The sequence below is a fragment of the Corynebacterium sp. HMSC072D12 genome (assembly GCF_001813925.1).
Lineage (GTDB): Bacteria > Actinomycetota > Actinomycetes > Mycobacteriales > Mycobacteriaceae > Corynebacterium > Corynebacterium aurimucosum.
In genome coordinates, this window is record NZ_KV814382.1 from 22036 (window position 1) to 45483 (window position 23448).

The window sequence follows — 23448 nt, forward strand, 5'->3', positions numbered from 1 at the left end:
CCATGCCCTCAGGGTAGCCTGTTCACCATGAGCAGTGCACCTTTCGACGTCACCTGCCCCGCGGGCACCATCACCGGCTACCTCGATGAGGACGTGGCCCACTTTCACTCCATCGAGTACTCCCATATCCCGGGGGATTTCGAGAACCCCGAACCTGCCCCACCCCGTGACCAGGATGCACGCACCCCGCACCCGGAGAAGGTCGCGCTCACCATCACCGCCCCCGCACCCGGCAGCCGCACCACGTCACTGGCGCCCACGTTGGTCTATATCCACGGCGGCCGCTACGAGCACGGCTCCCACGAGGATCCCCGGGCAGCGGGCACGCCCACCGCACAGGCAGGCATCGTCCACGTGCAGCTGGGCTACCGCGTGGGCCTGCCGGGGCTTGCCCGTTTCCGTGGTGATGAGCCCGACCGCTACCGCGCCATCGAGGACCTGCAGCTGGGCTTGGAATGGATCCAGCGCAATATCGAGGCCTTCGGCGGGGATCCCACCAACGTCACCATCTTGGGCCAGTCCGCCGGCGCCAACGCCGTGCTGTGGCTGTGTCGGCGGGACCACTACCGCGGGGCCTTTCGCCGAGCACTAGCGCTCTCCCCGGGCTTCCCGCGGGAGACCTTCGAGGAGCGCAGTGCCACCCTGCGTCAGGTGATGAAGAAGCCCATCACGCGTTCCTCGCTTGCGGCGATGAGCCAAGAGGAGCTTGCCGCCGGCTACGCCAAGTTCCGCAAGAAGTACAGCCTCGATATGGCGCTGGGCCCCACGCCCCTGGAGTGTGGGCAGCTTGCCGACGTCCCCCTCATCCTCGGCAGTACCCGCGACGAGTTCTACAACATCCCGGCCACACGGAAGATTGACCGCTCCCCGTTCCGCGGCCTCATCCTGCGCTATGCGGCGCCGCGCTTTGGCTTTCCCCGCAATGGTTTCCAACCTTGGTATCAGGTGGCGCAGCACATGGACAAGGAGCGCCCAATGGGCCGGATGGTGGGTGATGCCATCATCCGCCGCTGGGCTGCAGAGGTAGCGGAGAAGGCACCGGGTAAGACCTGGATGGTGGAGTTCATCCGTTCCTCGGGCCCGGCCCTGCACTGCGAGGAGCTGCGCCCGCTCTTCGGCAGAACGCCTCTGGCCCAGTGGCTACAAGATTTTGTGCGCACAGGCGAGCCTGGCTTCGAGGCCTACCGCCCCGAGCACGCTATCTGGGAATACAACCTGGATAACGACGAGAACCGCGTGGCCTACGCCAGCTTGGATTATATTTCGGCGGCCTTCGCCCAGGATGGCAGCCTGCTCTGATCCAGGGGCATTAAGCCAAGAGGGCCGCGCGCAGCGGTTCGTGGGTCAGTTCCTCCACCATCCACGGGCTAAAGGCAAACGGCGTGGCGTCGACGGCGGCGAGCACATCGCGCACTGGCGCCCACGCAAAGGAATCGACTTCGCCGGGGTTGGGCGCCGGATCATCTTCAGTTTCGAAGAGATAGACCGGGCAGATTTCATTCTCCACCACGCCAGAAGAATCCACGGCACGGTAAGCAAAGTCCGGGAGCACCAAACGCGGCGTGCCGCTCAGGCCAAGCTCGAAGCGGCCGCGGCGCACGACGGCGGCGGCAGTCTCCTCATCCGGGCCCGGGTGCCCGCAGAAGGAATTGGTCCACACGCCAGGCCAGGTCAGCTTGGACAGGGCGCGGCGGGTCAGCAGCAGCTGGCCATCGCGCACCACCCACGCAGAAAAGGCGAAATGGAGCGAGGTATCCGCGGTATGTACGGCGGCCTTGTCAGCGGTGCCGGCGGGTGTGCCCTCCGGCGAAGCTAGAACGACGAGTTCCGTCATAGATTGAGGTCTCCTACATAGCGCACGTTGCCAATGCTAAAGCGCGCGTTCCAGAGGTTGCCTGGGGCAACGTTATAGACATATTGAAGGTTGGTGGACGCACCGGCGCCCAGCGGGTGATCCAGGCCCGGCGCGGCCACATCCGGGTGGACAGCGGGGTCAACATCAATCGAATCCACGGTGGCCCAGCCGCCGTTGCCGTCGGCACGCTCGAGGGTGGGTTCCGGGAGGGCGTCGACAGGCATCGGCACCTCGTTGAGGTTGTGAATCTTCACAGTCAGCACCGTTCCGCCACCGCCGGAGTACAGGCCCTGCAGCTCAAATTCCACGTTGAGGCCCTCGTCCTTAACGGGGGCTGCCAAGTCGGAGGTGACCTCGTGAGCGTCCACGTCCTTGGCCTCAAAGGTCGGCGGCTCCGAACTGGAGACCACGATGTTGTCCTGCGGACCCACGTCCGGCGGCTGGAGGATACTGCAGCCTGACAAGGCAGCCAGGCACAGCGGGGCGCACGCTAGGGGGAGGTATTTCTTCACCGCGGATCCTTTTCCATCACGATTTCGGTTTCTCCCCTACCTTAGTCGACGGGTTGGATATTCCTATTAAGGGCGTAACATCGGCCGGCGATGAACTCTATTCTCCGCATCGTCCGCAGCGCCTCCGCTCTGTGGCCTTTCTATCTTGGCGTCCTTATCACCGCGTCAGTCACCGCGATTCTGTCGCTGCTGACACCTTTCATCCTCCGCGAAGCCACCGATACCGTCGTCGCAGGCGGACCACTGCGCACCATTCTGTGGTGGGTCGTAGCACTCTTTGTGGCGGACGCGCTGGGCAACGTGGTGAAGAATATCGGCGGCTATATCGGCGATGTGATGGTCGCACGCCTGCGCCAGATTCTTTCGACGCGCTACTTTGCCAAGCTGCTCTCCGTGCCGCAAGGTTATTACGACAACCAGGTTACCGGCACCATCATTGCGCGCTTGGACCGCTCGATTGCGAATATCACGCAATTCCTGCAGTCCTTCTCCAATAACTTCTTCGTCATGCTCATCCAGGCCGCGGCGGTGCTAGTCATCACCGCGGTGTACTACTGGCCGCTGGCCATCCTGCTGGCTGCGCTCTTCCCCATCTATATGTGGCTCACCGCGCTGACCTCGGAGCGCTGGCAAAAGTTTGAGGCCATTAAGAACGAGAACATCGACGTGGCCAATGGGCGCTTCGCGGAGGTCATCGGACAGGTGAAGGTAACCAAGTCCTTTGTCGCCGAGGCCCGTGAGCTGGCTTCCTTCGGTTCGCATTACCGCACGGTGGTGGATACCACGAAGCCGCAGTCGCGCTGGTGGCATTCCATGGACACCGCGCGCGGCGCGGCCATGGCGCTGATCTTCTTGGGCATCTATGGCCTAATCTTCTGGCGCACCTTGGAGGGCCACTTCTCCATCGGTGACATGGTCATGCTCCTGCAGCTGGTGAACATGGCCAAGCAGCCGGTGTTCATGATGAGCTGGATCGTGGATGTCAGCCAGCGCGCTATTGCCGGCTCCAAGGACTATTTCAAGGTCATGGAAGAAGTCCCAGAGCCCACCGTCAACCCGCAGCTGGTCGACGCCGCTGAAACCTCCGACGTGCCGGAGCTCGACCTCACCCCGGCCAAGCCGCTGCGCCCCGCAGAAGGCCCGGTCTTCGCCTTCGAGGACGTGTCCTTCTCCTATGAATCGGATAAGCCGGTCGTCGCCGACATCACCTTCGCCGCCCAGGAAGGCCACAAGGTCGCGCTCGTCGGCGAGTCCGGCGGCGGCAAGTCCACCCTGGTCAACCTACTGTTAGGCCTCTACCAACCCACGGAGGGAAAGCTGACGGTACTGGGCCACGACGCCGCGGAGCTCACCGCGGAGCGCCTGCGCGCTTCAGTCGGCGTGGTCTTCCAGGAGTCCTATCTTTTCTCCGGCACCATTCGGGAAAACATCGCTTATGGCAAGCCGGGCGCCACGATGGAGGAGATCGTGGACGTCGCCAAGCGCGCCAATGCACACGGCTTCATCGAAGAATTCCCCGATGGCTACGACACCGTCATCGGCGAGCGCGGCCTCAAGCTCTCCGGCGGGCAGAAACAGCGCGTGGCCGTGGCGCGCGCCATGCTGAAGGACGCCCCCATCCTCGTCCTCGACGAGGCCACCTCGGCGCTGGACACCAAGGCTGAGCGCGCCGTGCAGGCCGGTCTGGACGAGCTCATGAAGAACCGCACCACGCTCATCATCGCGCACCGCCTGTCCACCATCGCGGACGTGGACACCATCATCACCCTAGACCGCGGCCGCATCTCCGAGATTGGCGCGCCAGCGGAGCTGGCGCAATCGGGCGGCATCTACGCCGAGCTGCTGCGGCTGACCCAATCCGCCTCCGCCGCCGACCGCCAACGGTTGAAAAAATACGGATTCGTCCAAGCCACCGACGAGTAAGGTGGGACGCATGCATTTCCCTAGCCTGAAAGAACTCTCTGCCCGCGGCACCCGCAAGTGGACCGTCTATGACGAGGACATCCTTCCACTGTGGATCGCTGAATCAGACTTCCTCACCGCACCGGCGGTCAAGGAGGCCATCCAAGAGGCTGTCGACGCCGAGTCCTTCGGCTACACCCCGGCACCCAAGGCCTCTGAGCTCAACGCGGCGCTAGCGGATTTCTATGAAGCGCGCTATGGCTGGCGCCCAGAACACGTCTTCTGGATCGGGGACGTGGTCCGCGGCCTGCTGCTCGGCGTGCAGTACTTCACCGAGGGCGCGGTGGCCGTGCCGGTCCCCTCTTACCCGCCGCTGCTGGAGCTGCCGGAGACCGCCGGGCGCGAGAAGATTGAGACCTCGCTGGAGCTCGACGATATCGAGCGCGCCTTTAAGGCCGGCGCCGGCTCCATCCTGCTCTCCCACCCCTATAACCCGCTCGGCATTGTCTTTGATGAGGACTGGCTGCGGAGGCTCGTGGAGCTGGCAGATAAATACGATGCCCGCATCCTCTCCGATGAGATCCACGCCCCGCTCGTCTACGAAGGCCGCCACATCCCGCTCGGCGCCTTGTCCGACCGCGTTATTACCGTCACCGCCACGTCCAAGGCGTGGAACACCGCGGGCTTGAAGTGCGCGCAGGTGATCTTCTCCAATACTGCGGATGTCGAGCGCTGGAACTCGCTGACCGGCGTGGCTAAGGACGGCACCGGCACGCTCGGTGTCTTGGCTGCGGAGGCTGCCTACCGCCACGGTGGGGAGTTCCTTGACGAGGAGATTGAGTACCTGAAGAAGACCCGCGATTGGCTGGTGGAGGAGTTACCCAAGCGCGTTCCGGGCCTCAAGACTTCCCACCCGCAGGCCACCTACCTGCTGTGGTTGGACTTTAGCGAGACCGCCATTGGGGATAACCCGAAGCCTGCGGCCTGGGTGCGCGAGCACGCCAAGGTAGCCCTCAACGAGGGTGTCACCTTCGGCACGGGCGGTGAGCATCATGCCCGTCTTAATTTTGCAACCTCCCGTGAGCTGCTCGAAGAGGCACTCGACCGGCTGGAGAAAGCATTTAGCTAAAATTTACATCTCATGTCATGGGCATTATCCTTAGAAAAATGTCCATTAATGACGTTCAGGCCCCCGCCCAGTCCGCTTCGAAGACGAGCTCCCCCATCGGCATCGTCATCGTTGCCTCCCTCATGCTCTTCTCCATGTTCTTCGGAGCGGGCAACCTCATCTTCCCGCCGGAGGTCGGTGTCTCCTCCGGCACCAACTTCTGGCCGGCCACCATGGGCTTCCTCGCCGCTGGCGTAGCCCTGCCGGTCTTGGCGGTGATCGCGGTGGCCATTTCCGGCCAGTCCGTGCGAGATATCGGAAACCACGGCGGCAAGATCTTCGGAGTGGCCTTCTCCGTCATCGCCTACCTAGCCATCGGAGCCTTCTACGCCCTGCCGCGCACCGGCGCGGTGTCCATGGAAACCGCGATTACCCCGCTGCTCGGATGGGAGGGAACCTTTGCCAACGGCGCCTTCAACGTCGTCTTCTTCCTCATCGCTTTGGCCCTGGCCTGGCGCCCCAATGACATCATCGACACCTTGGGCAAGTTCCTGACCCCGGCGCTGGTCATCCTGCTCGCCGCCCTCATTACGTTGGCCACACTGGCCAACCCCCGCGTTCCCGGCACCCCGACTGAGGAGTACGCCTCCGCGCCCTTCGTCACAGGCCTCTTCGAGGGCTACAACACCATGGATGCCATCGCGGGCCTGGCATTCTCCATCGTCATCGTGACTTCGCTGCGCTCCAAAGGTTTCTCTACTGACCGTGCGCTGCTGCGCGGAACCATCACTTCCGCCGTCATCGCCGGCGCGCTGCTTGCCGCTATCTACCTGGGCCTGGCGTGGATCGGCCAAACCATGCCGAATGGTTCCTCCTATGATTCCGGCGCCGCCTTGCTTGCCGACGCCTCCAATCTCACCATGGGCAACGTCGGCCAGGCCGTCTTCTCCGCCATCGTCATCCTGGCATGCATGACCACCGCCGTGGGCCTGATTTCCGCCACCTCGGAGTTCTTCGCCCTGCTCGTGCCGAAGACCACCTACCACTTCTGGGCTTGCCTATTTACCGCGCTGTCCATCGCCTTCGCCTTCCAAGGCCTGGATACGGTGCTCGCCATCGCGGTCCCCTTCATCGTGTTCTTGTACCCGCCGGCTATCTCCCTGATCGCGCTGACGCTTCTGCAACCAGCAGTTAAGAAGTGGGTCACCTTCTACTGGGGCTTCCGCCTGGCGCTGTGGGTTTCCGTCCTGTGGTCCGCCGCCACCTCCTTCGGCGCCCCGCTTGGCTTCTCCCCTGGCCAAGACGTTGGCCTGGGCTGGGTGGTTCCCACGCTCCTCGCATTTGCTATCGGCGTTATCATCGACGTTGTATCTACATCCTCGTCGAAGAAAAGTGAGTAGTTCATGACGCCCCGCGCCGCTCTATCCATCCTCGATTTCTGCACCATTTATGAGGGGGAGACCCCTTCTCAGTCCATGGCCAGGTCGGTCGAGCTGGCGCAACAAGCGGAGGCCTTGGGCTTTGAGCGCATGTGGTACACCGAGCACCACAACATGCCCTCTATTTCCTCCTCCGCCCCGGCGGTTCTCATCGCCCACATTGGCGCGAAGACCGAGCGCATCCGATTGGGCTCCGGCGGCATCATGCTGCCGAACCACGCGCCTTATGTTATCGCTGAACAATTCGGCACCCTCGCCGAGCTCTACCCCGGCCGCATCGACTTGGGCCTGGGCCGCGCACCCGGCACCGATATGAAGACCTTGGGCCGCGCCCTGCGCCGCGATAGAAACGCCGCCGAGCGCTTCCCTGAGGATGTCAAGGAGTTGCAGGGCTACCTTTCCGGAAAATCCCTCGTCCCCGGTGTGCAGGCCATCCCCGGCCACGGCACCAACGTGCCGATCTACATCCTCGGGTCCTCGCTCTTCGGCGCCTCCCTGGCCGCCAAATATGGCCTGCCTTATGCCTTCGCCTCGCACTTCGCCCCGCAGCACTTGGAAGCCGCCACGGCCTATTACCGCGAGAATTACCAGCCTTCCGAGGCCCACCCCGAGCCCTATGTCATCGCCGGTGTCAACGTCACCGCCGGGGATAACGCAGAAGAGGAATTCGAGAAGGTCTGTTTCCGCCGCGTTAAGGCCTTCGTCAGCCGCGGCAAGCAGCTCAGCGACGACGACGTCGCCCGCATCATTGACTCCCCACAGGGCCAGCAAATCATCAGCATGCTTCAGTACTCCGCAGTCGGCAGCATTGAGCATGTGCGCGAGTACCTCACCGACTTCCAGCAACTAGCCCAGGCGGACGAGCTCATGATCTCCCTGCAATCCACAAGCCACAAGGCAGCGTTGGGTAATATGGCAAACCTGGCACAAGCGTGGCAGATGTAGGCGTACGCCCAGGCGCGCGTACGCACATCTTTACCCGTCACAGCGTTGTTCTACATAGAGGAGAATTTCGGTGTCCCTTCGGCGCACACAGCAACACAGCATGATCGCTGATTACCTGCGCACCCTCATTCGCAGCAAGAAGCTTTCTCCTGGTGATTTCCTGCCCAGCGAGGCCGAGCTCTGCCAACAGTTCTCCTCTTCCCGCGGCCCGGTGCGCCAAGCCGTCGCGGCACTGCGCTCGGAAGGCCTCATCTCCTCCGGCCGCGGCCGCCGCTCTGTCGTCCTCGGCCGTTTTACCTCGGAGTCCTTCGACTCCATTTATTCCGTGACGCACTGGCTGCGCGAGCGCGGCTTCGAGCCCGGCGCGTCCACCTTGTGGCTGGGGCGCTGCCCTGCTTCCGAGCAGGAAGCCGAGTTCTTGCGGGTAGAGACAGGTTCCCCCGTAATCTTTGTGCACCGAGTGCGCAGCGCCAACGGCATGCCCATCGCCATCGAGCGCATGTTCTTCCCACTGGACGTGGGCAGCCACATCCTCAACTTCGATGCCGACAACGAGTCCATCCACGATCACCTACGTAAGCAGGGCGTAGACTTCGACAACGTCAATCGCGAGCTCTCCCTCGCGTCCGCCAGCGAGGAGGATGCGCGCTCCCTTAATGTCGAGCCCGGCACCCCGCTGTGGCGCCTGCACTTGGACATCTCAGATCACTCTGGTCATCCCGTCGAGTGCACCGAAATCCTGTACCTCGGGGACCGCCTGACGCTGGGCATGACGAGCGTGCGCGGAAGTACCTCCCCGCTCGAGGTCAAGTTGTCGGAAGGATGATGAGAGCCTGGATTGGTGCGCTGGGGCTGGTCGTGGGGGCGTCGTTAAGCGCGTGTTCTGCCGGCTCCACGGCAGTGGTTGATTCTGACTCCTCTGCGCTGACGCTGGCCACCACGACGCCGGCGACCTCCCTGGATTTCACCACCGTCGGCGGAGCCGCCATCCCGGCAGCACTCATGAGCAACGTCTACGAGACCCTGGTGCGCATCTCCCCGGAGGGAGAGATTGTCCCCGGGCTCGCCGAATCCTGGGAGGTCGAGTCCACACGCTATACCTTCCACCTGCGTGAGGCTTCCTTCTCCAACGGCGAGGCTTTCACCGCGCACACCGCCGCGTGGTCCATCAACGCGGTGAAGACGGAGTGGACGAACGGCATTAGCGCCCAGATGGACGTGGTGGAATCCGCCACGGCTGTCGACGATCACACGCTCCTCGTCACCCTTAAACGGCCCTCCGCCGGGTGGTTATGGTCCATGGGCACCGCCATCGGTGCTATGCGCACTCCCACCGAAGCGGTGGGCACCGGCCCCTTTGCCGTCGCGGGCTTCTCCCCCAACGAATACATCGCGCTGCGCGCCCGCCCAGACTACTGGGGCACCCCAGCGGAAGAAGACATCACCATCCGCTACTTCCCGGATTCGCTGACCGCGGTTAACGCCCTGCGCTCCGGCGGGGTTGATGCGGTGTGGGGCGTACAGAACCCGGAGCTGCTCGACACGCTCGATGACTCCATCGAGACCGCCGTGGGCACCACGAACGGCGAGGTGTTGCTGTCCATGAATAACCAAGCAGCACCTTTCGACGACCCCCTCGTGCGCCGCGCCGTGGCCTATGGCATCGACCGCCGGGCCGCCAACGAGATCCTCTGGGAAGGCCGCGCGCAGGATACCGGTGGCTCACCCGTCCCGCCGACTGACCCCTGGTTTAGCGGGAAGGACTACTACCCCTATGAGCCTGCGCGCGCCCGCGCGCTGATGGAGGAGGCCGGCGCGGTGGGCACGCCGCTCACACTCACGGTACCGAGCCTGCCCTATGCGCAAACACTCTCCGAGTTCCTCTACTCGCAGCTGGAGGAGATGGGCTTTGAGGTCACGCTGGAAACCGCCGAATTCCCCGCCGTGTGGCTGAGCCAAGTTATGGGCGCGAAAGACTATCAGATGTCGCTCGTCGCGCACGTCGAGCCGCGCGATATCCCTACCATCTTTGGCAACCCGGACTATTACCTCGGCTATGATTCGCCGCAGGCCCGCACGCTGTTGGAGCAGGATGACATGACAGGGGCCGTAGACCAGATCATGGAGGACATGCCCGCTCTGACGCTGATGAATATGCCCAATATCGTGCTCTACCGCGAGGGCCTGATCGGCCTGCAGCCGAACCAAATCACCGATGCCATTGAGTTGCGGGGCGTGCGATGAGAATACTGCGCTTCCTCGGCACCATGTGGGCTGCCTCCATCATCATTTTCCTGCTCATGCGGGCCGTGCCCGGCAACCCGGCGCGCGTGGCTTTGGGCGTCAACGCCACCGATGAGGCCGTGGAAAAGCTAACGCACTCCATGGGCTTGGACCGCCCGCTTCTCGTCCAATACCTAGAGTGGATGAAAGGGCTGTTGACCGGCAACTTCGGCATCTCCCTGTCCTCGCAGCAGGACATCACTCCGCTGGTGATTGACCGCGCGCAGGTTACGCTGTTGCTCATCGGGCTGGCCATTGTCCTCGCCCTAGCCGGGGCTATTCCCATGGGCATCCTGCTCGCCCGCTTTAAACTCCCCGTGCTCAATGCGGCCACGCAGCTGGGCATCGCGGTGCCCAGCTTCTTAGTCGGTATCCTGCTGGTCGCCGTGTTCTCCGTGCACCTGGGTTGGCTGCCGGCGAATGGCTGGCAGCTGCCGCGCGAGGGTTTAAGCCACCTCGTCCTGCCGGTCATCTCGTTAGCACTGGTGCAAGGCGCCATGCTCACGCGCTACGTGCGCGCCACCCTCCGCGAGGAGATGGACAAGGACTATATCCGCACCGCCCGCTCCCTGGGTGAATCCCGCACCGGGGCGCTGGTCCGCCACGGCCTGCGCAACGCCGCCCTGCCCGTACTCACCGTCACCGGCGTGCAGCTGAGCACCCTGGTGGTGGGCGCGGTGGTCATCGAGAATGTCTTCGTTATCCCAGGTCTCGGCTCGCTGCTTCTCGACGCCGTCTCCACCCGCGACCTCACCACCGTCCAGACCCTCATCATGGTCTTCGTTACCTTCACGCTGACCGTCAACCTGCTCACGGACCTGGCCTACCGGGTCATCGACCCGCGGCTGAAGGAGGCTAGATGAAACCCGGCTATATTCTGGTGGGCCTGACCATCCTGCTCGCCCTGGTCTCCCTGGTGTGGACGCCCTATGACCCGAACCTCATCTCCCCCGACCGCTTAGCCGGCCCCAGCCTGGAGCATCTCATGGGCACCGACCGCTTCGGGCGCGATACCTTCTCCCGCATCCTCGCCGGCGCCCAGATCACCGTGCTGGTGGGCGTGGTAGCGGTGGCCATCGCCGCGCTCATTGGCGTCCCGCTGGGTATTATCGCCGGGATGCGCGGTGGTGGCTTCATCATGGCGGCCACCGACCTGCTGCTGGCCTTCCCGGCGCTGCTGCTGGCCATCGTCGCCGGCGCGGTGTGGGGCTCGTCGACGCTCACGGCGACCATCGCCATCGGCATCGCCGGCATCCCTTCCTTCATCCGGGTCACGCGCTCCGGCACGCTGCAGATTATGACGCAGGACTATATCGCGGCCGCCCGCATCTCGCGCGTGCCGTCGGCGCTCATCGCCTGGCGCCACGTCCTGCCCAACCTCGGCGGCATCGTGGCTATCCAGGCCTCCGTCTACTTTGCGCTGGCCGTCCTCGCCGAGGCTGGCCTGTCCTACCTCGGCCTGGGCACCGCCCCGCCGACCGCCTCGTGGGGACGCATGCTGCACGACGCCCAGCCCCTCCTGGCCACCCACCCCCTCCAGGCGCTGTGGCCAGGGCTGGCCATCGCCGGCACCGTCCTCGGATTCAACCTACTAGGAAGCCATGCTGACCGTCACTGATCTGCGCGTGGGCCCTGTCGGCCCCATCTCCTTTTCCATCGCACCCGGCGAGCGCGTCGGCCTCATCGGCGATTCCGGCAGCGGCAAGTCCCTCACCGCCCTAGCCATCATGGGGCTGTTGCCCGACCACCTGCAGGCCACCGGATCCATCCGCTTCAACGGCCAGGAGCTGCTGAGCATGCGCGACCGTGACCTGCGCAAGCTGCCGCTGGCCATGGTCTTCCAAGAACCCATGACCGCGCTCGACCCGTTGATGAAGGTCCCCGGCTTCAACCGCTTCCCGCACCAGCTCTCCGGCGGGCAACGCCAGCGCGCGCTCATCGAGATGGCCATGGCCCGCCATCCCAAGCTCCTCATCTGCGATGAGCCAACCACCGCCCTGGATCCCTTCACCCAGGAGGAAATCCTCTCCACCATCGTGGATGCCGCGGACAGCGAAGACACAGCGCTGCTGTTTATTAGTCATGACCGGGACGTCGTCAAGCGCGTGTGCGACCGCGTCGTGCGCATCGGTGAGCTCACCGCTCCCGACCTCACCCCGCCGCCCATGCCCACCCTGGGCGAGCCCGTCATCGAGCTCAAGAACGTGACCAAGACCTACCGCGGGGTGACCGCGCTGGACGACGTCTCCCTCGCCGTCCGCGAGGGCGAGCGCCTCGGCATCGTCGGCGGTTCCGGCTCCGGCAAATCCACGCTGCTCAAGCTGCTCACGGGGCTAGCGGAGCCGACCTCGGGGACGGTGGCGGTGAAGAAGCGTGTGCACATGGTCTTCCAAGACCCTAAGGGCTCGCTCAACCCGCGCATGCCTATCTGGAAGATCGTGGCCGAGGGCGGCGGGACGCGCGAAGAAGCCGAGGCGGTGCTGCGGGAGGTCGGCATCGAGGGCTTCGAGCGCTATCCCCGGGACTTCTCCGGCGGGCAGCGCCAACGCATTTCGCTGGCGCGCGCCGTGGTGGGCAAGCCGGAGATTCTGCTGGCGGACGAGGCCGTCTCGGCGCTGGACGCCACTTCGCGGGCCCAGGTCCTCGAGTTGCTACAGCACGTGACGAAGGACATGACGCTGGTCTTCGTCTCCCACGACATCGACGTCGTGCGCCACTTATGCCCCACGGTGGCGGTCCTGCAGGACGGCCGGCTCGTGGATCGCGGCGAAACGAGTAAGGTGTTCTCCCGATATGGAACACCCACTGCCGCAACGTCCTAATGCACTTCAGCTCTTTACCGCCTTTAACACCTCCGCGCGCCGCTGGCCCGGTGCCCTGCGCGCGGCGTTGGCGATCATTATCCCCGGCGGGATCGCTGTAGCGACGGGCCACCCGGATGCGGTGCTGCTCATTTCCGCCGGCGCCTTCTCCGTCATCTACGGCGAGGGGCACCCCTACCGCACGCGACGCCGCGTGATCCTCACCGCTGGCGGACTGCTCACGCTGGCGGCCACGGCCGGTTCCCTCGTCGGCGTGCATGGGCTGGCGCTGTCCGCGGTGTTTACGGTGGCTCTAGCAACCATCGGCGCGTTCGTGCAGAATGCGCTGCGGCTGCCGCCGCCGGGTTCCTTCTTCATCGTGATGGTGGCCGGTGGTTCCACGATGCTGCGTGGGGTCTCGCCGTGGGAGGTGGCCGCGTGGAGCCTGGCCGGCGTGTTGGCCAGCTACGTGCTGGGCATGCTGCCGCGTTTCCGGGATCCGCACGGTCCGGAGACCCGCGCGGTGGCCGCGCTGGAGAAGGCCGCCGATGCCTTCGTGAACTCCGATAGCGATTTCCTGGCTCGCCACCACCAGGCGCAGTCCGCCATCTCCACGGCGTGGCAAACGCTTGCCGACGCCGGCGTCATCCGCGGCGGCCGCATCCGCCACCCCGCCCAGGCAGAGCTGGTGCACCGCGCGCTAGCCGCACAGCAGCGCATCGTGGCGCACCACAAGCAGGTCGGCGGCAACTCGGATGAGCTCTCTGATTCCCCCACCTACGTGGACCCGGACCGCACCAGCATCCCGCACACCAAGCCGACGATGCGCTACCGCTTCTACCGCGCCGCGGTGGGCAATTCCCACGCGGTGGTGACGGCTGAGAAGATCGCGCTTGGTGGCCTGGCCACCGCGTTCATTGGCATGGCGCTGGGGCTCAACCGGCCGGACTGGGGCGCGGTCTCGGTGCTCCTGCTCTTGCAGTGGGGGCCGGACCGGGTTCCGGGAACGATTCGCGGTGTGCAACGTATGCTGGGCTCCGTCTTAGGCGTGTGTGTCTTTGCGCTCATTGCCTCTTTCAGCCCGCACGGCTGGGGGTTGGTGCTCGCGTTGGCCTTCTGCCAGTTCTGCGCGGAGATTCTGGTGGTGAAGAACTACGCGCTATGCGTCATCTTCTCCACTCCCCTGGCACTGCTGATGGGCAATTCTTCGGAGCACATGGCCCACACCATCGGCTCGCGTATGGCGGAGATTGGGCTCTCCGTGGTCGTGGCGATGCTCTTCTTGTGGCTGTGGAAGCCGCGCGCCCAGCTGACCAACCACTACCGCCTGCAAACGCGCTGTTTCGAGGCGATGGCCGCCCTGCTCGGCGCGCTACTCATTAAGACCCCTGAGGAGGCGCTGGCACAGCGGCGCGACCTGCACTACGAGTTGCTCTCGGAACGGCGCAGCATCCAGTCGCTGGCGACCAATCACTCCGATATCAGCGAATTCTGGGAGCGCCACACCGCCTTGCAACCGGCCGGCTACTTCCTCTTAGATTTCTGCGTGGTCAATCCGCTGTCGCAGCCCAGCCGCGCGGAGCTGGACACGCTCATCGCGAAAATCACCGCAGCGGAAATGCGGTCCTGACCTCCTAGCACGGGCAACCCCCGGTTGCCCGCGAATTATTTCACCGATAGCAACAGGTTCGGGTCGAGTACGTGTTCCTCCACGCGCTCGAAGCAAGCGAAGGCTTCCTCCAGCTCACGGACATTCTCATCAAAATTAGGCAGCGACATGGCATTCCAATCGACGCAGAAATAAGTGCCTTCATCCTAGCTCACACCACTGTCATTGTGCGCACCTGCGATAATGGTGAGGGTGAACACTCGAAAATCTACAGGTCCACCCGTTGGCATCTATCCTCACGACATGCACCCCGGCTTGGTTCCGGGTATCGGTGTGGAGGATCAACGCAACGCTTTCGCCCTTGACAAGGTCCCTTTTTTCAGCACCGCTACTTTCATCGTAGCCTTCATCGTGTGGGGAATTAGCTCACCAGAATCCGTCTCGGCCGCATCCTCCACCGCTTTTTCCTGGGCCATCACCAACGCCGGCTGGCTGCTCAACATCACCATGATGATGGCCGTAGCCACCATGCTCTACATCGGTTGCTCCCGCCTAGGCCGCATCAAGCTCGGTACTGATGACGAAGAGCCCGAGTTCGGTTGGTTCAGCTGGGTTGCCATGATGTTTGGCGCCGGCATCGGCGTCGGCATCTTCTTCTACGGCCCCTCGGAGCCGCTGTCGCACTACCTCACCCCGCCGCCCCACACAGTCGACGGCAACAGCGTCGAGGCCCTGCACCAGGCCATGGCCCAGGCGCACTACCACTGGGGAATCTCGCCCTGGGCGGCGTACGCCCTGGTCGGCGGAGCCATCGCCTATTCCTCCTACCGCCGCGGGCGCGTGCCTCTGGTGTCCTCCATTTTCAAGCCGCTGTTCGGCTCCCGCGATACCGACGGCCCGCTGGGCAAGCTTATCGACGTCCTCGCCCTCGTCGCCACGCTCTTCGGCACCGCCGCCACACTGGGTCTTTCCGCTATCCAGATCGGCCAAGGAGTATCCATCATCCGCGGCGCCGGCCCGCTGACCAACTCCGTGCTCATCGTGATCATTGCGGTCCTTGGCTGCGGCTTCATCATCTCGGCGGTCTCGGGTGTCTCCCGCGGCGTGCGCTATCTCTCCAATTTCAACATCACGGTGACACTCGGCTTGGTCATCTTTGTCTTCTTCACCGGTCCGACCTTGCTCCTGCTCAACCTCGTGCCCTCCGGCATCGTGACCTACATCGACCAGCTTTTGCCGATGATGGCCAAAGGCCTGTCCTGGGGCGATGAAACAGTCGAGTTCCAGTCCTACTGGACCGCCTTCTACTGGGCATGGTGGATTGCCTGGACGCCGTTCGTCGGCATGTTCGTGGCCCGTATCTCCCGCGGCCGCACGCTACGCGAATTCACGGCCGTCACCGTCTTCGCTCCCTCCCTCATCCTCATTTTGGCCTTCACCATCTTCGGCGGCACAGCCATCACCTTTAAGCGCGAGAACCTGCCCAACTTTGATGGCTCCGCCTCCGGCGAACAGGTGCTCTTCGCCATGTTCGACAACCTGCCGCTGAGCAGCATCACACCCTTCATTTTGATCCTGGTGCTGGCGGTCTTCTTCATCACCTCCGCCGATTCCGCTTCGGTCATCATGGGAACCATGTCCTCCAAGGGAAACCCTGCCCCCAACAAGTTCATCGTCATTTTCTGGGGCCTGTGCATGATGGGCATTGCCGTAGTCATGCTGCTGACCGGCGGCGAAGACGTACTCACCGGCCTGCAGAACCTGACCATCCTGTCTGCCCTGCCCTTCTGCATCGTCCTGCTGGTCATGATGGTGGCCTTCATCAAGGACCTGCGCTCCGACCCGATGTTCATCCGCCGCGCCTACGCGCGTGCCGCGGTGGAAAACGCCGTCGTGCGCGGCATCGAGGAGCACGGCGATGACTTCGAGCTATCCATCGAGCATGCCGACGAAGGCCGCGGCGCTGGCTCCGACTTCGACTCCTCAGCGCACCGCTATACGGACTGGTACCAGCGCACCGATGAAAAGGGCGAGAATGTAGACTACGACTTCGACACCGATACCTGGGCCGATGGCTACGAGCCAGACGCCGAGCAGAAGGAGAAATAAATGGGGTTGCCTGAAAACATCGTCCTCGACGGCTATACCCTCATCGAGCAGCACGAAATCGATCACGAATTTCTCATCAACGGCTCCCCGCTCACCGCGGCAACTCCCGTTCTTTTCGCACTCAGCATCGGCGGCATGCTCCTCGTGGCCGCGAGCTTCTTTCTGCGCGGTACCCGCCGCTTTATCACCGGCCTCCTCGGCGCGGTCCTGACTCTCACGAAGCTGTGGTGGATGCCCATCGCACTGGCCCAACAGTTCAACGACAGCCAGGTCTTCGGCTATACGCTCAAGTACTACCCCCAATACTGGCCCGTAGCATCCATCATCGTGGTCGGCATCGCGTTAATTGGCCTGATCTCCGCGTTTTTCTTCCGGCGCTAACGCGACTCCAACACCGCGATCGCAATGTGCACCCGATTGGTACCGCCCAGTTTGTCCAAGATGTGCTTGATGTGGGTTTTCACCGTGGTCACGGAGACGTAGAGCTGTCCGGCAATCTCTTGGTTGTCTAGGCCCTGGGCCACCAGCTCCGCCACCTCGTTTTCGCGCTGGCTTAAGCCCTCTAGCGGGCAGGGCTCAACCACCTCCACCTCTGCCGGCTCCGGCGCAGGACGCTTGAGCGCCAGAAGGTTCTTCAGAGCCTGCGGGCTCAGCAGCTGCTGCCCCGTGGCAGCGGCCCGAACCGCAGAGACCAGGCCCTCCGGCTCGATGGTCTTGAGCAAAAAGCCCATTGCCCCAGCATGCAGCGCATCCACGATGAACTCGTCGGTATCAAAAGCGGTGAGCATGACCACCGGTATATCCGGCGCGCTCGCGCGCAGCTGCCCTGCCGCCTCGATGCCGTCCATGACGGGCATGCGGATATCCATGAGGACAACATCGGGCCGCAGATCCGTCACGCGCGCCACGCCGTCGCGGCCATTGCTGGCCTCGGCCACCACCTCGATGTCCGCAGCGCCTTCCAGGATGAACCGAATGCCGCGGCGCAGTGCCTGCTCGTCATCGACTAATACCACTGAAATCATTACGCGTGTGCCTCCTCAGGGAGTTCGAGGACCCAGGTGAAGGTGGAGGCGTCGTCAAGCACTGTGAAGGTGCCTCCCGCCAGCCGGGCGCGTTCCTCCAGACCCAACAAGCCGTTGCCGCCGCCGGACTCTGGCTGCTCCGCTACTTTCTTGTTCTGCATGGTCACCCGCACCTTATCCTCCTCGTTCTCCACGGTGAGCGTCACCTTCTTCCCCGGCGCGTACTTGCGCGCGTTGGTCAGCCCCTCCTGCACGGCGCGGCCCAGCGTGTGGGCGGCTAGTGTGCTCAGCTTATCGACGTCCCCCTTCTTATAGCGCACCTTCGTCCCCGCCGCGCGAGCGCGCCCGATGTGCTCCTCGATGCTCGCGCGCGGATCCACCCGATCGTCCACGCGCAGCGCCTTGATCACCCCGCGCAGATCCTCCACAGCGGCCTTGGCCTCCGACTGGATGGTCTCTGCCGCCTCGGCGATGTGCTCTGGGTCCGCATCCTTGCGGTAGCTCAGGCCACCCGCGTACACGGAAATGAGGCTAAGCCTGTGCGAGAGGGAATCGTGGATATCGCGCGCAATGCGGTTGCGTTCCTCCAGGCGCGCCCGCTCTTCGCGGGAGCGCAGCTGGTCCTCGTTGAGCTCCGCCAGGCTGACCAGCGTGACCTCGCGCTGGCGGCGCTGCGCGCGCACCGAGCCCGTAATCCAGGCAACGATAAGAAAAATGCATCCATAGAACACGTAACCAAAGGTCGCGAAGATGTTCATCCGAATGTAAGGCACAGAGATAACGGTCACACACGAGGCCACGAACACCACCGTCCCCACCAGGGACCACCGCAGCCGGCCGCGCGAGATGATCGAAATCAACACCACCAGCACTGACAGCGACAGTGGGCGAAACCCGCCTAGTACCAGGACGAGCAGAGCCGCACTCAGCACCACCGGGTGGCCGGGGTACTCCTCGTGGATGTTGCGCTCCCGCCGCGAGTGGTGCAGGGCGAAGGGCAGCAGAATCCAGGTGGCGAAGCTAAATAGACCCATCAAGCCCATAACAAGGGCTTCCTGATCCGTCCCCTCGAAGTTTTCGATATGGGGGATCCATGCCGCCATATCCGCCACCACGCAGAGCAGAATGAGCAGCACCGTGATCCACAGTGGTCGCGTCTTGCTTGTCATTGTTGCCACGATAGTTCTCCCTGCGTTCCGGAAAATCCTCCCTGCGGAGGATACCGGCACCCCGGGCACGGTTCATAGCCTAAACCGCATGAGAAGAACACAGACTTTATATGAACTGCTCACCGCCGCCGGGCTCGTGAGCGCTGCTTATGGTTTCTCCCAAGGTGCTTTCGTCACTACAAGTGCGCTCGCCGCAGTGTTGTACGCGACCGTGGCAATTGGTCTCACGCTGCTGATTCTGCGCAAGTACCCGGGCATTGCGCATGGCGTGGTGTGGGGCATCGCGGTCACCAGGGTCGCAGCTTCGCTCAACAAATGCATGAACGACCTCCTCATCCGCTTCTTCCCGGAGTGGCTGGTCGAGGCCGGTATCGCCCCGCTCCCCGAAGAACTACTCAAATTCCTCGGCGTCCTCTTCATCTGCTCGTGCATCATCCGGCCCCGTCATTGGGCGGACTACGTCTTCGTCGGGGTGGCGGTAGGCATGGGCTTTAGTGTGGGCGAGAATGTCGTCTACTACGTCAACTTGACGCTGGAGAACCTGGATTCCGATATCAAGGGCACCTTGATGGCGGTCCTTGTCCGCTTCATCGCGAACCCTCTCATGCATTCTTTCTTTACCGGAATTGCCGCCTATGGCCTCGCCCGCAAGCAGCCGGTGCGATGGTTGCTCCTTGCCATGGCGGTGCACTTCGCTGCCAACTTTGGCCCGTCTGTCACTATCGCCCTTGAGAACGCCCTGTGGCCCGTCTTTGCCGCCCTCATCATTCTCATTTCTCTGTGGGGCGCCACGATTGTCAGCATTGTCAAGATCCGGAAAATCCTCCCTGCGGAGGATACCGGAGCAAAATCGCAGCTCGTAGGGTCGAAATCATGAAAAACACACTGATTTATTCCTGCCTCGGCGTTCTCGCCGCAGTACCGCTTGCCGACGCCCTCCTCCCCGACCCCACTCCCGTGACCACCGCCGTGCGCGGTATCCCAGGGCTAGAATGCCCGGAGGATCCGTACGCCTCCTCGCAGACCTGGAACTGCGGGGGTGCGACCATCATCGCCGAAGAAAGAAGCTCCTCGCACCCGGTAGAGACGTACCTGCCGCGCCAGCACCGCTCCTTCAACGGGACGCGCGCGCTCACCGACGCCCCCATCACCACCCAGGCACCGGATCTCTACCGCGTGTCCGACGAGAATGGAATCACGCTGGCCCACCCCGACGAGAACACCATTTCCTTCCTCCACATCTACGGACCGAAGGAACGTGACTTCGCCGACCGGGTACAGGAGGACGCATGAAGTACCTGTACTTTCTGCTGACCCTCGGCGCGCTGGTCGTGTCTACCTTCCACTACGCGGGCGAGCCCTTCCTGCCCGCAAGTGCTCTTGCCGCCGTGGTCTTCGCCGCCGTACTCGTCTCCCTCACGCTGTTCCTCCTGCGCCGCCGGCCAGGAATTGCGCACGGCGTGGTGTGGGGCTTCGCGGTCTCCGGGCTGGCGGTGGAACTCAATACGAACATGACCCACCTCCTTGCCCGCGCGGGCCTGGACTGGCTGGGCGCTGCGGGATATGCGCCGCTCAACGAAGAAGCGCTCAAGTTCCTCGGCGTGCTGTTGATCTGCACCTGCGTCATCCGGCCCCGAAGCTGGCTCGACTATGTCTTCGTGGGCGTGGCCGTGAGCATCGGTTTCACTGTGGGTGAGGACGCAACCGCCTTCGCGCGCATGACGGCGGATAACCTCGATTCGGATACCGCCGGCGCAATCGGGGCGGTGGTCATCCGCCTGGTGTCCAACCCGCTCTCCCACTCGCTATTCACCGGGCTTAGCGCCTATGGCCTATCCCAGAAACAGCCTGTGCGCTGGCTCATTGCCGCCATCGCGGTGCACGTGACGAACAACCTCTTCCCGTCGCTAAGCACCGCGTTCGACGACGCCATCTGGCCCCTCCTCGCCGGCATGGCTGTCGTGCTAGCCGTGTGGATAGCCACCATCTGGGGCGTTATTGCGCTGCGGAAGAAGGCGGCTGCACATCCAGCCCTGTCCCCTGCACCGGCGCGCGCATAGCCTTCGTCGCCGGGGAGGGATGGGCGTCCTCGGCGGCGAGGCGCTCAAAGGCCACCGCCGCCAAGGCCGCAGCTTGATCCCCCAGAACGGAATCATCGAAGCGCACCAGCGGCGAGTGGTTCCACTCGCGCATGTGCTCCGGGGTGTGCGGATCTCCCGTACCGAACCACATGAAGGTGCCCGGAACCTGGGATAACACCGCGCCGAAGTCCTCCGAGGCCATCATCGGGGTGTCCATGGTCAGCACATTTTCCGCACCGAACATGCCTGCCCACAACGACGCCGCGAACTGATCCTCGCGTTGTGAGGTCTTCGTCGCCGAATACAAAACCTCAAAGTCCACCTTTGCGGTACAACGATGCGAGGCCGCCACGGAGCTTGAGACCTCGATGATCATTTGGCGGACGGCATCGATGTGTTCGTCGCGAAGCACGCGCACCGTCGCGCCCAGCTCCGCCTTGTCCGGGATGACGTTGACCGCGCCGTCGCCCGCGCGCAAGTTGGTCACCGTGATGACAATCGGCGAGTTCGCGTCGAAGCGCCGGGTCAGCGCCACCTGCAGCGCCACCTGGATCTCCGCCAAGGCCGCGACGGGATCGATAGCATCATGTGGGCGCGAGCCATGCCCACCTTTGCCGTAGACGGTAATCCCTAGGTTGGACGACGAGGCCATCATCGGGCCGGCGATGTGGTGGAAGGTGCCCCGATCCTGCGGGCCGACGTGCAAACCGTAGGCGGCGATGGGGCGGCGGCCAGCAGCGTCGAGCACGCCCTCATCAATCATCGGCTGCGCACCACCCGGGCCTTCCTCGCCCGGCTGGAACATGAAGATGACATCGCCCAACAGCTCCTCGCGGTGGCGGCAGAGCATCTTGACCGCGCCGATCAGCCCGGCCGTGTGCAGGTCGTGGCCGCAGGCGTGCATGTTGTTATTCGTCGAAGCGAAAGGGCTGCCCGTCTGCTCGCGCACCGGAAGACCATCCATGTCCGCGCGCAGCAGCACCGAGACGGGACGCTCTCCGCGCTTGCCGCCGCGCAGCACCGCGACGACCGAGCTGAGATCGCGTCCCAGTTGAATCTCCAGCGGCAAGCCTTTAAGAGCTTCGAGCACCTTCTCCTGCGTGCGCGGCAGGTGCAGCCCGACCTCCGGGTTCTGGTGCATATCGCGACGGAACTCCTGCAACTCCGGAAGCAGCTCCCGGCCTTCCTCCACGAACACCTGGCTGGCCAAACGCTCCCCGAGCTTGGCGGAAACCATCGGAAGCGGTGGCAGTTGCTGACGGTGGCGCGGTGCCATCTTCATGGTGTCATCCTTTCCGAGCATGTGCGCCGAGCATACCGGAATCTGTATTAAGGTAGCAGTCTATGAAGCTTCTCTCTGCGCTTTTGAGCAGCGCACTTCTCATGTCTTCTGCCCCCGCTTACCAGGAATCCAGCCGCGATGAGCAATCCTCTCGATGGGGCGTGGACGCAACGTTCAGCATCCTCAACGCCATGGGTTCCTCCTCGCACCTTCTCACTGATCTGTTCACATCGGAACAGGAAGGGTATCCGTACCCGGTGGATGCGTCGATAAGCACGGCGTCCGTTGTCTCCCGCGCCCCGACCGATGAGCCTGGCCGGGAAAAGTGGCTCGTGGCCTCGCCGTCCATGGGACGTGAGATTCCCGTCGACGTCGTCCTCGGCAGCGGCGGCCCGGTGGTGTACTTCCTGGAAGGTGTCGACTCCCCGGAAACCTCCAACTGGATCACCAAGGGGCATCTGAAGCGCGTTTTCGGCGACTCCGACGCCAGCATCGTCATCCCCTCCCAAGGCGCTGGTTCCATGTGGACCGACTGGAACGAGGATGACCCCAAGTTGGGCCGCCACAAATGGAACACCTTCGTCACGCAGGAGCTCGCTCCGGTGGTTGAGGCAGAACTACATCACAACGACAAACGCGGACTCATCGGCTTGTCGATGGGCGCGTCCGGCGCGGTCATGATGGCCAACAACCACCCGGGGTTCTTCGATGCGGTGGCGGGAATTTCCGGTTGCTATTCCACGACGAGCACGGTGGGTCAAGGAACGGTTGACCTGACGGTGGGCAGCCTCGGTGGCAACCCGCGGAACATGTGGGGCCCGCACGGCTCGCCGGACTGGCTGCGCAATGACGTGATGGCTCACCCGGAGGGGCTGCGCGGGACGACGCTCTATCTTTCCGCTGCCACTGGCGCATGGACGGATGAAGAGATGGCGGCCTACCCTAACAAATCCCTCGATGATCGCATCGGCGGCACCCTGCTGGAGGCCGGCTCAAAGCGGTGCACGGAGGAGTTTTCCGCCGCGCTTGACGACGCCTCCCTCCCCCACACCACCGACTACCTCGACTCCGGGGTGCACGACTGGGTGATGTTTGGCAAGCAATTGCAGCCGGCGTGGGACGCGATTAAACCGGCGCTGTACTAGCGACGACCCCACCGCCCAAGCCTGTCGGCCCGAAAGGCTCTCCCCTTTCTGAGGCCTATCTCCCGTCCCCCAGTCACCGTTCAGCCAGCCCTAGCCAACCCTCTCTCCGCCCTTGGTCGGTGTTTCATCCCGTCTGTGAGCAGGTTATTTGCTCTTCCGGTTGCGGGGTTGCTAGTGCTGTTT

22 protein-coding genes are annotated in these 23448 nt (G+C 63.6%); 17 read left to right on the forward strand and 5 right to left on the reverse strand.

What is annotated here, in order from left to right; translation table 11 throughout:
• Positions 1-27 precede the first annotated feature (27 nt).
• A complete protein-coding gene (locus HMPREF2943_RS00825) occupies positions 28-1299 on the forward strand; it encodes a carboxylesterase family protein (protein ID WP_070710544.1) in 1272 nt (423 codons plus the stop codon).
• 10 nt (positions 1300-1309) lie between these two features.
• On the opposite strand, the gene idi is transcribed toward HMPREF2943_RS00825, so the two are convergent.
• Positions 1310-1834 (reverse strand): isopentenyl-diphosphate Delta-isomerase, encoded by a 525-nt coding sequence (idi, locus tag HMPREF2943_RS00830; RefSeq protein ID WP_070710545.1) that lies wholly within the window; start codon positions 1832-1834, stop codon positions 1310-1312.
• Positions 1831-2367, reverse strand: a complete 537-nt coding sequence (locus HMPREF2943_RS00835; RefSeq protein ID WP_070644571.1) for a hypothetical protein — start codon at positions 2365-2367, stop codon at positions 1831-1833. Before HMPREF2943_RS00835 ends, idi begins: the two co-directional genes overlap by 4 nt.
• A 90-nt stretch (positions 2368-2457) precedes the next feature.
• Here HMPREF2943_RS00835 and HMPREF2943_RS00840 point away from each other — a divergent pair, with 90 nt between their 5' ends.
• The 12 genes from HMPREF2943_RS00840 to HMPREF2943_RS00895 all read left to right on the forward strand — a co-directional run bounded on the left by HMPREF2943_RS00840 (position 2458) and on the right by HMPREF2943_RS00895 (position 16944).
• Complete coding sequence (locus HMPREF2943_RS00840; RefSeq protein ID WP_070710546.1) at positions 2458-4290, forward strand: ABC transporter ATP-binding protein; 1833 nt, start codon at positions 2458-2460, stop codon at positions 4288-4290.
• Between the two features lie 10 nt (positions 4291-4300).
• Entirely contained in the window at positions 4301-5398 is a 1098-nt protein-coding gene (locus HMPREF2943_RS00845; RefSeq protein ID WP_070710547.1) for a MalY/PatB family protein, read from the forward strand.
• 38 nt (positions 5399-5436) lie between these two features.
• The gene (brnQ, locus tag HMPREF2943_RS00850; protein ID WP_070710548.1) at positions 5437-6777 is read left to right on the forward strand and encodes a branched-chain amino acid transport system II carrier protein; all 1341 of its coding nucleotides are present in this window, start codon (positions 5437-5439) and stop codon (positions 6775-6777) included.
• 3 nt (positions 6778-6780) lie between these two features.
• Positions 6781-7761, forward strand: coding sequence for an LLM class flavin-dependent oxidoreductase (locus HMPREF2943_RS00855; RefSeq protein WP_070710549.1), 981 nt, complete (start codon positions 6781-6783; stop codon positions 7759-7761).
• Positions 7762-7861: 100 nt separating this feature from the next.
• The gene (locus tag HMPREF2943_RS00860; protein WP_246817240.1) at positions 7862-8587 is read left to right on the forward strand and encodes a GntR family transcriptional regulator; all 726 of its coding nucleotides are present in this window, start codon (positions 7862-7864) and stop codon (positions 8585-8587) included.
• Positions 8587-10005: an ABC transporter substrate-binding protein gene (locus tag HMPREF2943_RS00865; RefSeq protein WP_070710551.1), complete on the forward strand. Its 1419-nt coding sequence runs from the start codon at positions 8587-8589 to the stop codon at positions 10003-10005. Before HMPREF2943_RS00860 ends, HMPREF2943_RS00865 begins: the two co-directional genes overlap by 1 nt.
• Complete coding sequence (locus HMPREF2943_RS00870; protein WP_070710552.1) at positions 10002-10907, forward strand: ABC transporter permease; 906 nt, start codon at positions 10002-10004, stop codon at positions 10905-10907. The genes HMPREF2943_RS00865 and HMPREF2943_RS00870 overlap by 4 nt, the downstream gene beginning before the upstream one ends.
• A complete protein-coding gene (locus tag HMPREF2943_RS00875; RefSeq protein WP_070710559.1) occupies positions 10904-11662 on the forward strand; it encodes an ABC transporter permease in 759 nt (252 codons plus the stop codon). The genes HMPREF2943_RS00870 and HMPREF2943_RS00875 overlap by 4 nt, the downstream gene beginning before the upstream one ends.
• Positions 11646-12866 (forward strand): ABC transporter ATP-binding protein, encoded by a 1221-nt coding sequence (locus HMPREF2943_RS00880; RefSeq protein ID WP_070710553.1) that lies wholly within the window; start codon positions 11646-11648, stop codon positions 12864-12866. Before HMPREF2943_RS00875 ends, HMPREF2943_RS00880 begins: the two co-directional genes overlap by 17 nt.
• Positions 12838-14475, forward strand: coding sequence for an FUSC family protein (locus HMPREF2943_RS00885; protein ID WP_070644563.1), 1638 nt, complete (start codon positions 12838-12840; stop codon positions 14473-14475). The genes HMPREF2943_RS00880 and HMPREF2943_RS00885 overlap by 29 nt, the downstream gene beginning before the upstream one ends.
• Positions 14476-14757: 282 nt before the next feature.
• Positions 14758-16563 carry a BCCT family transporter gene (locus tag HMPREF2943_RS00890; RefSeq protein WP_246817241.1) on the forward strand — a complete coding sequence of 602 codons (1806 nt, stop codon included), beginning with the start codon at positions 14758-14760 and terminating at the stop codon, positions 16561-16563.
• On the forward strand, positions 16564-16944 hold the full coding sequence (locus tag HMPREF2943_RS00895) for a cell division FtsX domain-containing protein (protein ID WP_070710555.1): 381 nt from the start codon (positions 16564-16566) through the stop codon (positions 16942-16944). It begins immediately after the preceding gene.
• Here the strand turns inward: HMPREF2943_RS00895 and HMPREF2943_RS00900 are convergent.
• Together HMPREF2943_RS00900 and HMPREF2943_RS00905 are read right to left on the reverse strand one after the other, a co-directional pair.
• Positions 16941-17588 carry a response regulator gene (locus HMPREF2943_RS00900; RefSeq protein WP_070446706.1) on the reverse strand — a complete coding sequence of 216 codons (648 nt, stop codon included), beginning with the start codon at positions 17586-17588 and terminating at the stop codon, positions 16941-16943. The two genes, HMPREF2943_RS00895 and HMPREF2943_RS00900, sit on opposite strands and share 4 nt — an antisense overlap.
• Complete coding sequence (locus HMPREF2943_RS00905; RefSeq protein WP_246817242.1) at positions 17588-18757, reverse strand: sensor histidine kinase; 1170 nt, start codon at positions 18755-18757, stop codon at positions 17588-17590. The genes HMPREF2943_RS00900 and HMPREF2943_RS00905 overlap by 1 nt, the downstream gene beginning before the upstream one ends.
• 88 nt (positions 18758-18845) lie before the next feature.
• Here HMPREF2943_RS00905 and HMPREF2943_RS00910 point away from each other — a divergent pair, with 88 nt between their 5' ends.
• Genes HMPREF2943_RS00910 through HMPREF2943_RS00920 form a run of 3 tightly spaced genes read left to right on the forward strand, consistent with a single transcriptional unit; the run spans position 18846 to position 20817 of the window.
• Complete coding sequence (locus HMPREF2943_RS00910) at positions 18846-19634, forward strand: PrsW family glutamic-type intramembrane protease (protein WP_168160908.1); 789 nt, start codon at positions 18846-18848, stop codon at positions 19632-19634.
• A complete protein-coding gene (locus HMPREF2943_RS00915) occupies positions 19631-20050 on the forward strand; it encodes a hypothetical protein (protein WP_070446708.1) in 420 nt (139 codons plus the stop codon). The genes HMPREF2943_RS00910 and HMPREF2943_RS00915 overlap by 4 nt, the downstream gene beginning before the upstream one ends.
• Entirely contained in the window at positions 20047-20817 is a 771-nt protein-coding gene (locus HMPREF2943_RS00920; RefSeq protein ID WP_070710556.1) for a PrsW family glutamic-type intramembrane protease, read from the forward strand. Before HMPREF2943_RS00915 ends, HMPREF2943_RS00920 begins: the two co-directional genes overlap by 4 nt.
• Here the strand turns inward: HMPREF2943_RS00920 and HMPREF2943_RS00925 are convergent.
• Positions 20753-22120, reverse strand: a complete 1368-nt coding sequence (locus HMPREF2943_RS00925) for a M20 metallopeptidase family protein (protein WP_070710557.1) — start codon at positions 22118-22120, stop codon at positions 20753-20755. The two genes, HMPREF2943_RS00920 and HMPREF2943_RS00925, sit on opposite strands and share 65 nt — an antisense overlap.
• A gap of 62 nt (positions 22121-22182) precedes the next feature.
• Between HMPREF2943_RS00925 and HMPREF2943_RS00930 the strand changes: the two genes are divergently transcribed.
• Complete coding sequence (locus HMPREF2943_RS00930; RefSeq protein ID WP_070710558.1) at positions 22183-23265, forward strand: alpha/beta hydrolase; 1083 nt, start codon at positions 22183-22185, stop codon at positions 23263-23265.
• Positions 23266-23448 lie beyond the last annotated feature (183 nt).

Excerpts from the sequence above, each read along its gene's own strand:
- HMPREF2943_RS00825 (WP_070710544.1), top strand. The coding sequence starts at position 28 with ATGAGCAGTGCACCTTTCGACGTCACCTGCCCCGCGGGCACCATCACC.
- idi (WP_070710545.1), bottom strand. The coding sequence starts at position 1,834 with ATGACGGAACTCGTCGTTCTAGCTTCGCCGGAGGGCACACCCGCCGGC.
- HMPREF2943_RS00840 (WP_070710546.1), top strand. The coding sequence starts at position 2,458 with ATGAACTCTATTCTCCGCATCGTCCGCAGCGCCTCCGCTCTGTGGCCT.
- HMPREF2943_RS00845 (WP_070710547.1), top strand. The coding sequence starts at position 4,301 with ATGCATTTCCCTAGCCTGAAAGAACTCTCTGCCCGCGGCACCCGCAAG.
- brnQ (WP_070710548.1), top strand. The coding sequence starts at position 5,437 with ATGTCCATTAATGACGTTCAGGCCCCCGCCCAGTCCGCTTCGAAGACG.
- HMPREF2943_RS00855 (WP_070710549.1), top strand. The coding sequence starts at position 6,781 with ATGACGCCCCGCGCCGCTCTATCCATCCTCGATTTCTGCACCATTTAT.
- HMPREF2943_RS00860 (WP_246817240.1), top strand. The coding sequence starts at position 7,862 with ATGATCGCTGATTACCTGCGCACCCTCATTCGCAGCAAGAAGCTTTCT.
- HMPREF2943_RS00865 (WP_070710551.1), top strand. The coding sequence starts at position 8,587 with ATGAGAGCCTGGATTGGTGCGCTGGGGCTGGTCGTGGGGGCGTCGTTA.
- HMPREF2943_RS00870 (WP_070710552.1), top strand. The coding sequence starts at position 10,002 with ATGAGAATACTGCGCTTCCTCGGCACCATGTGGGCTGCCTCCATCATC.
- HMPREF2943_RS00875 (WP_070710559.1), top strand. The coding sequence starts at position 10,904 with ATGAAACCCGGCTATATTCTGGTGGGCCTGACCATCCTGCTCGCCCTG.
- HMPREF2943_RS00880 (WP_070710553.1), top strand. The coding sequence starts at position 11,646 with ATGCTGACCGTCACTGATCTGCGCGTGGGCCCTGTCGGCCCCATCTCC.
- HMPREF2943_RS00885 (WP_070644563.1), top strand. The coding sequence starts at position 12,838 with ATGGAACACCCACTGCCGCAACGTCCTAATGCACTTCAGCTCTTTACC.
- HMPREF2943_RS00890 (WP_246817241.1), top strand. The coding sequence starts at position 14,758 with ATGCACCCCGGCTTGGTTCCGGGTATCGGTGTGGAGGATCAACGCAAC.
- HMPREF2943_RS00895 (WP_070710555.1), top strand. The coding sequence starts at position 16,564 with ATGGGGTTGCCTGAAAACATCGTCCTCGACGGCTATACCCTCATCGAG.
- HMPREF2943_RS00900 (WP_070446706.1), bottom strand. The coding sequence starts at position 17,588 with ATGATTTCAGTGGTATTAGTCGATGACGAGCAGGCACTGCGCCGCGGC.
- HMPREF2943_RS00905 (WP_246817242.1), bottom strand. The coding sequence starts at position 18,757 with ATGACAAGCAAGACGCGACCACTGTGGATCACGGTGCTGCTCATTCTG.
- HMPREF2943_RS00910 (WP_168160908.1), top strand. The coding sequence starts at position 18,846 with ATGAGAAGAACACAGACTTTATATGAACTGCTCACCGCCGCCGGGCTC.
- HMPREF2943_RS00915 (WP_070446708.1), top strand. The coding sequence starts at position 19,631 with ATGAAAAACACACTGATTTATTCCTGCCTCGGCGTTCTCGCCGCAGTA.
- HMPREF2943_RS00920 (WP_070710556.1), top strand. The coding sequence starts at position 20,047 with ATGAAGTACCTGTACTTTCTGCTGACCCTCGGCGCGCTGGTCGTGTCT.
- HMPREF2943_RS00925 (WP_070710557.1), bottom strand. The coding sequence starts at position 22,120 with ATGAAGATGGCACCGCGCCACCGTCAGCAACTGCCACCGCTTCCGATG.
- HMPREF2943_RS00930 (WP_070710558.1), top strand. The coding sequence starts at position 22,183 with ATGAAGCTTCTCTCTGCGCTTTTGAGCAGCGCACTTCTCATGTCTTCT.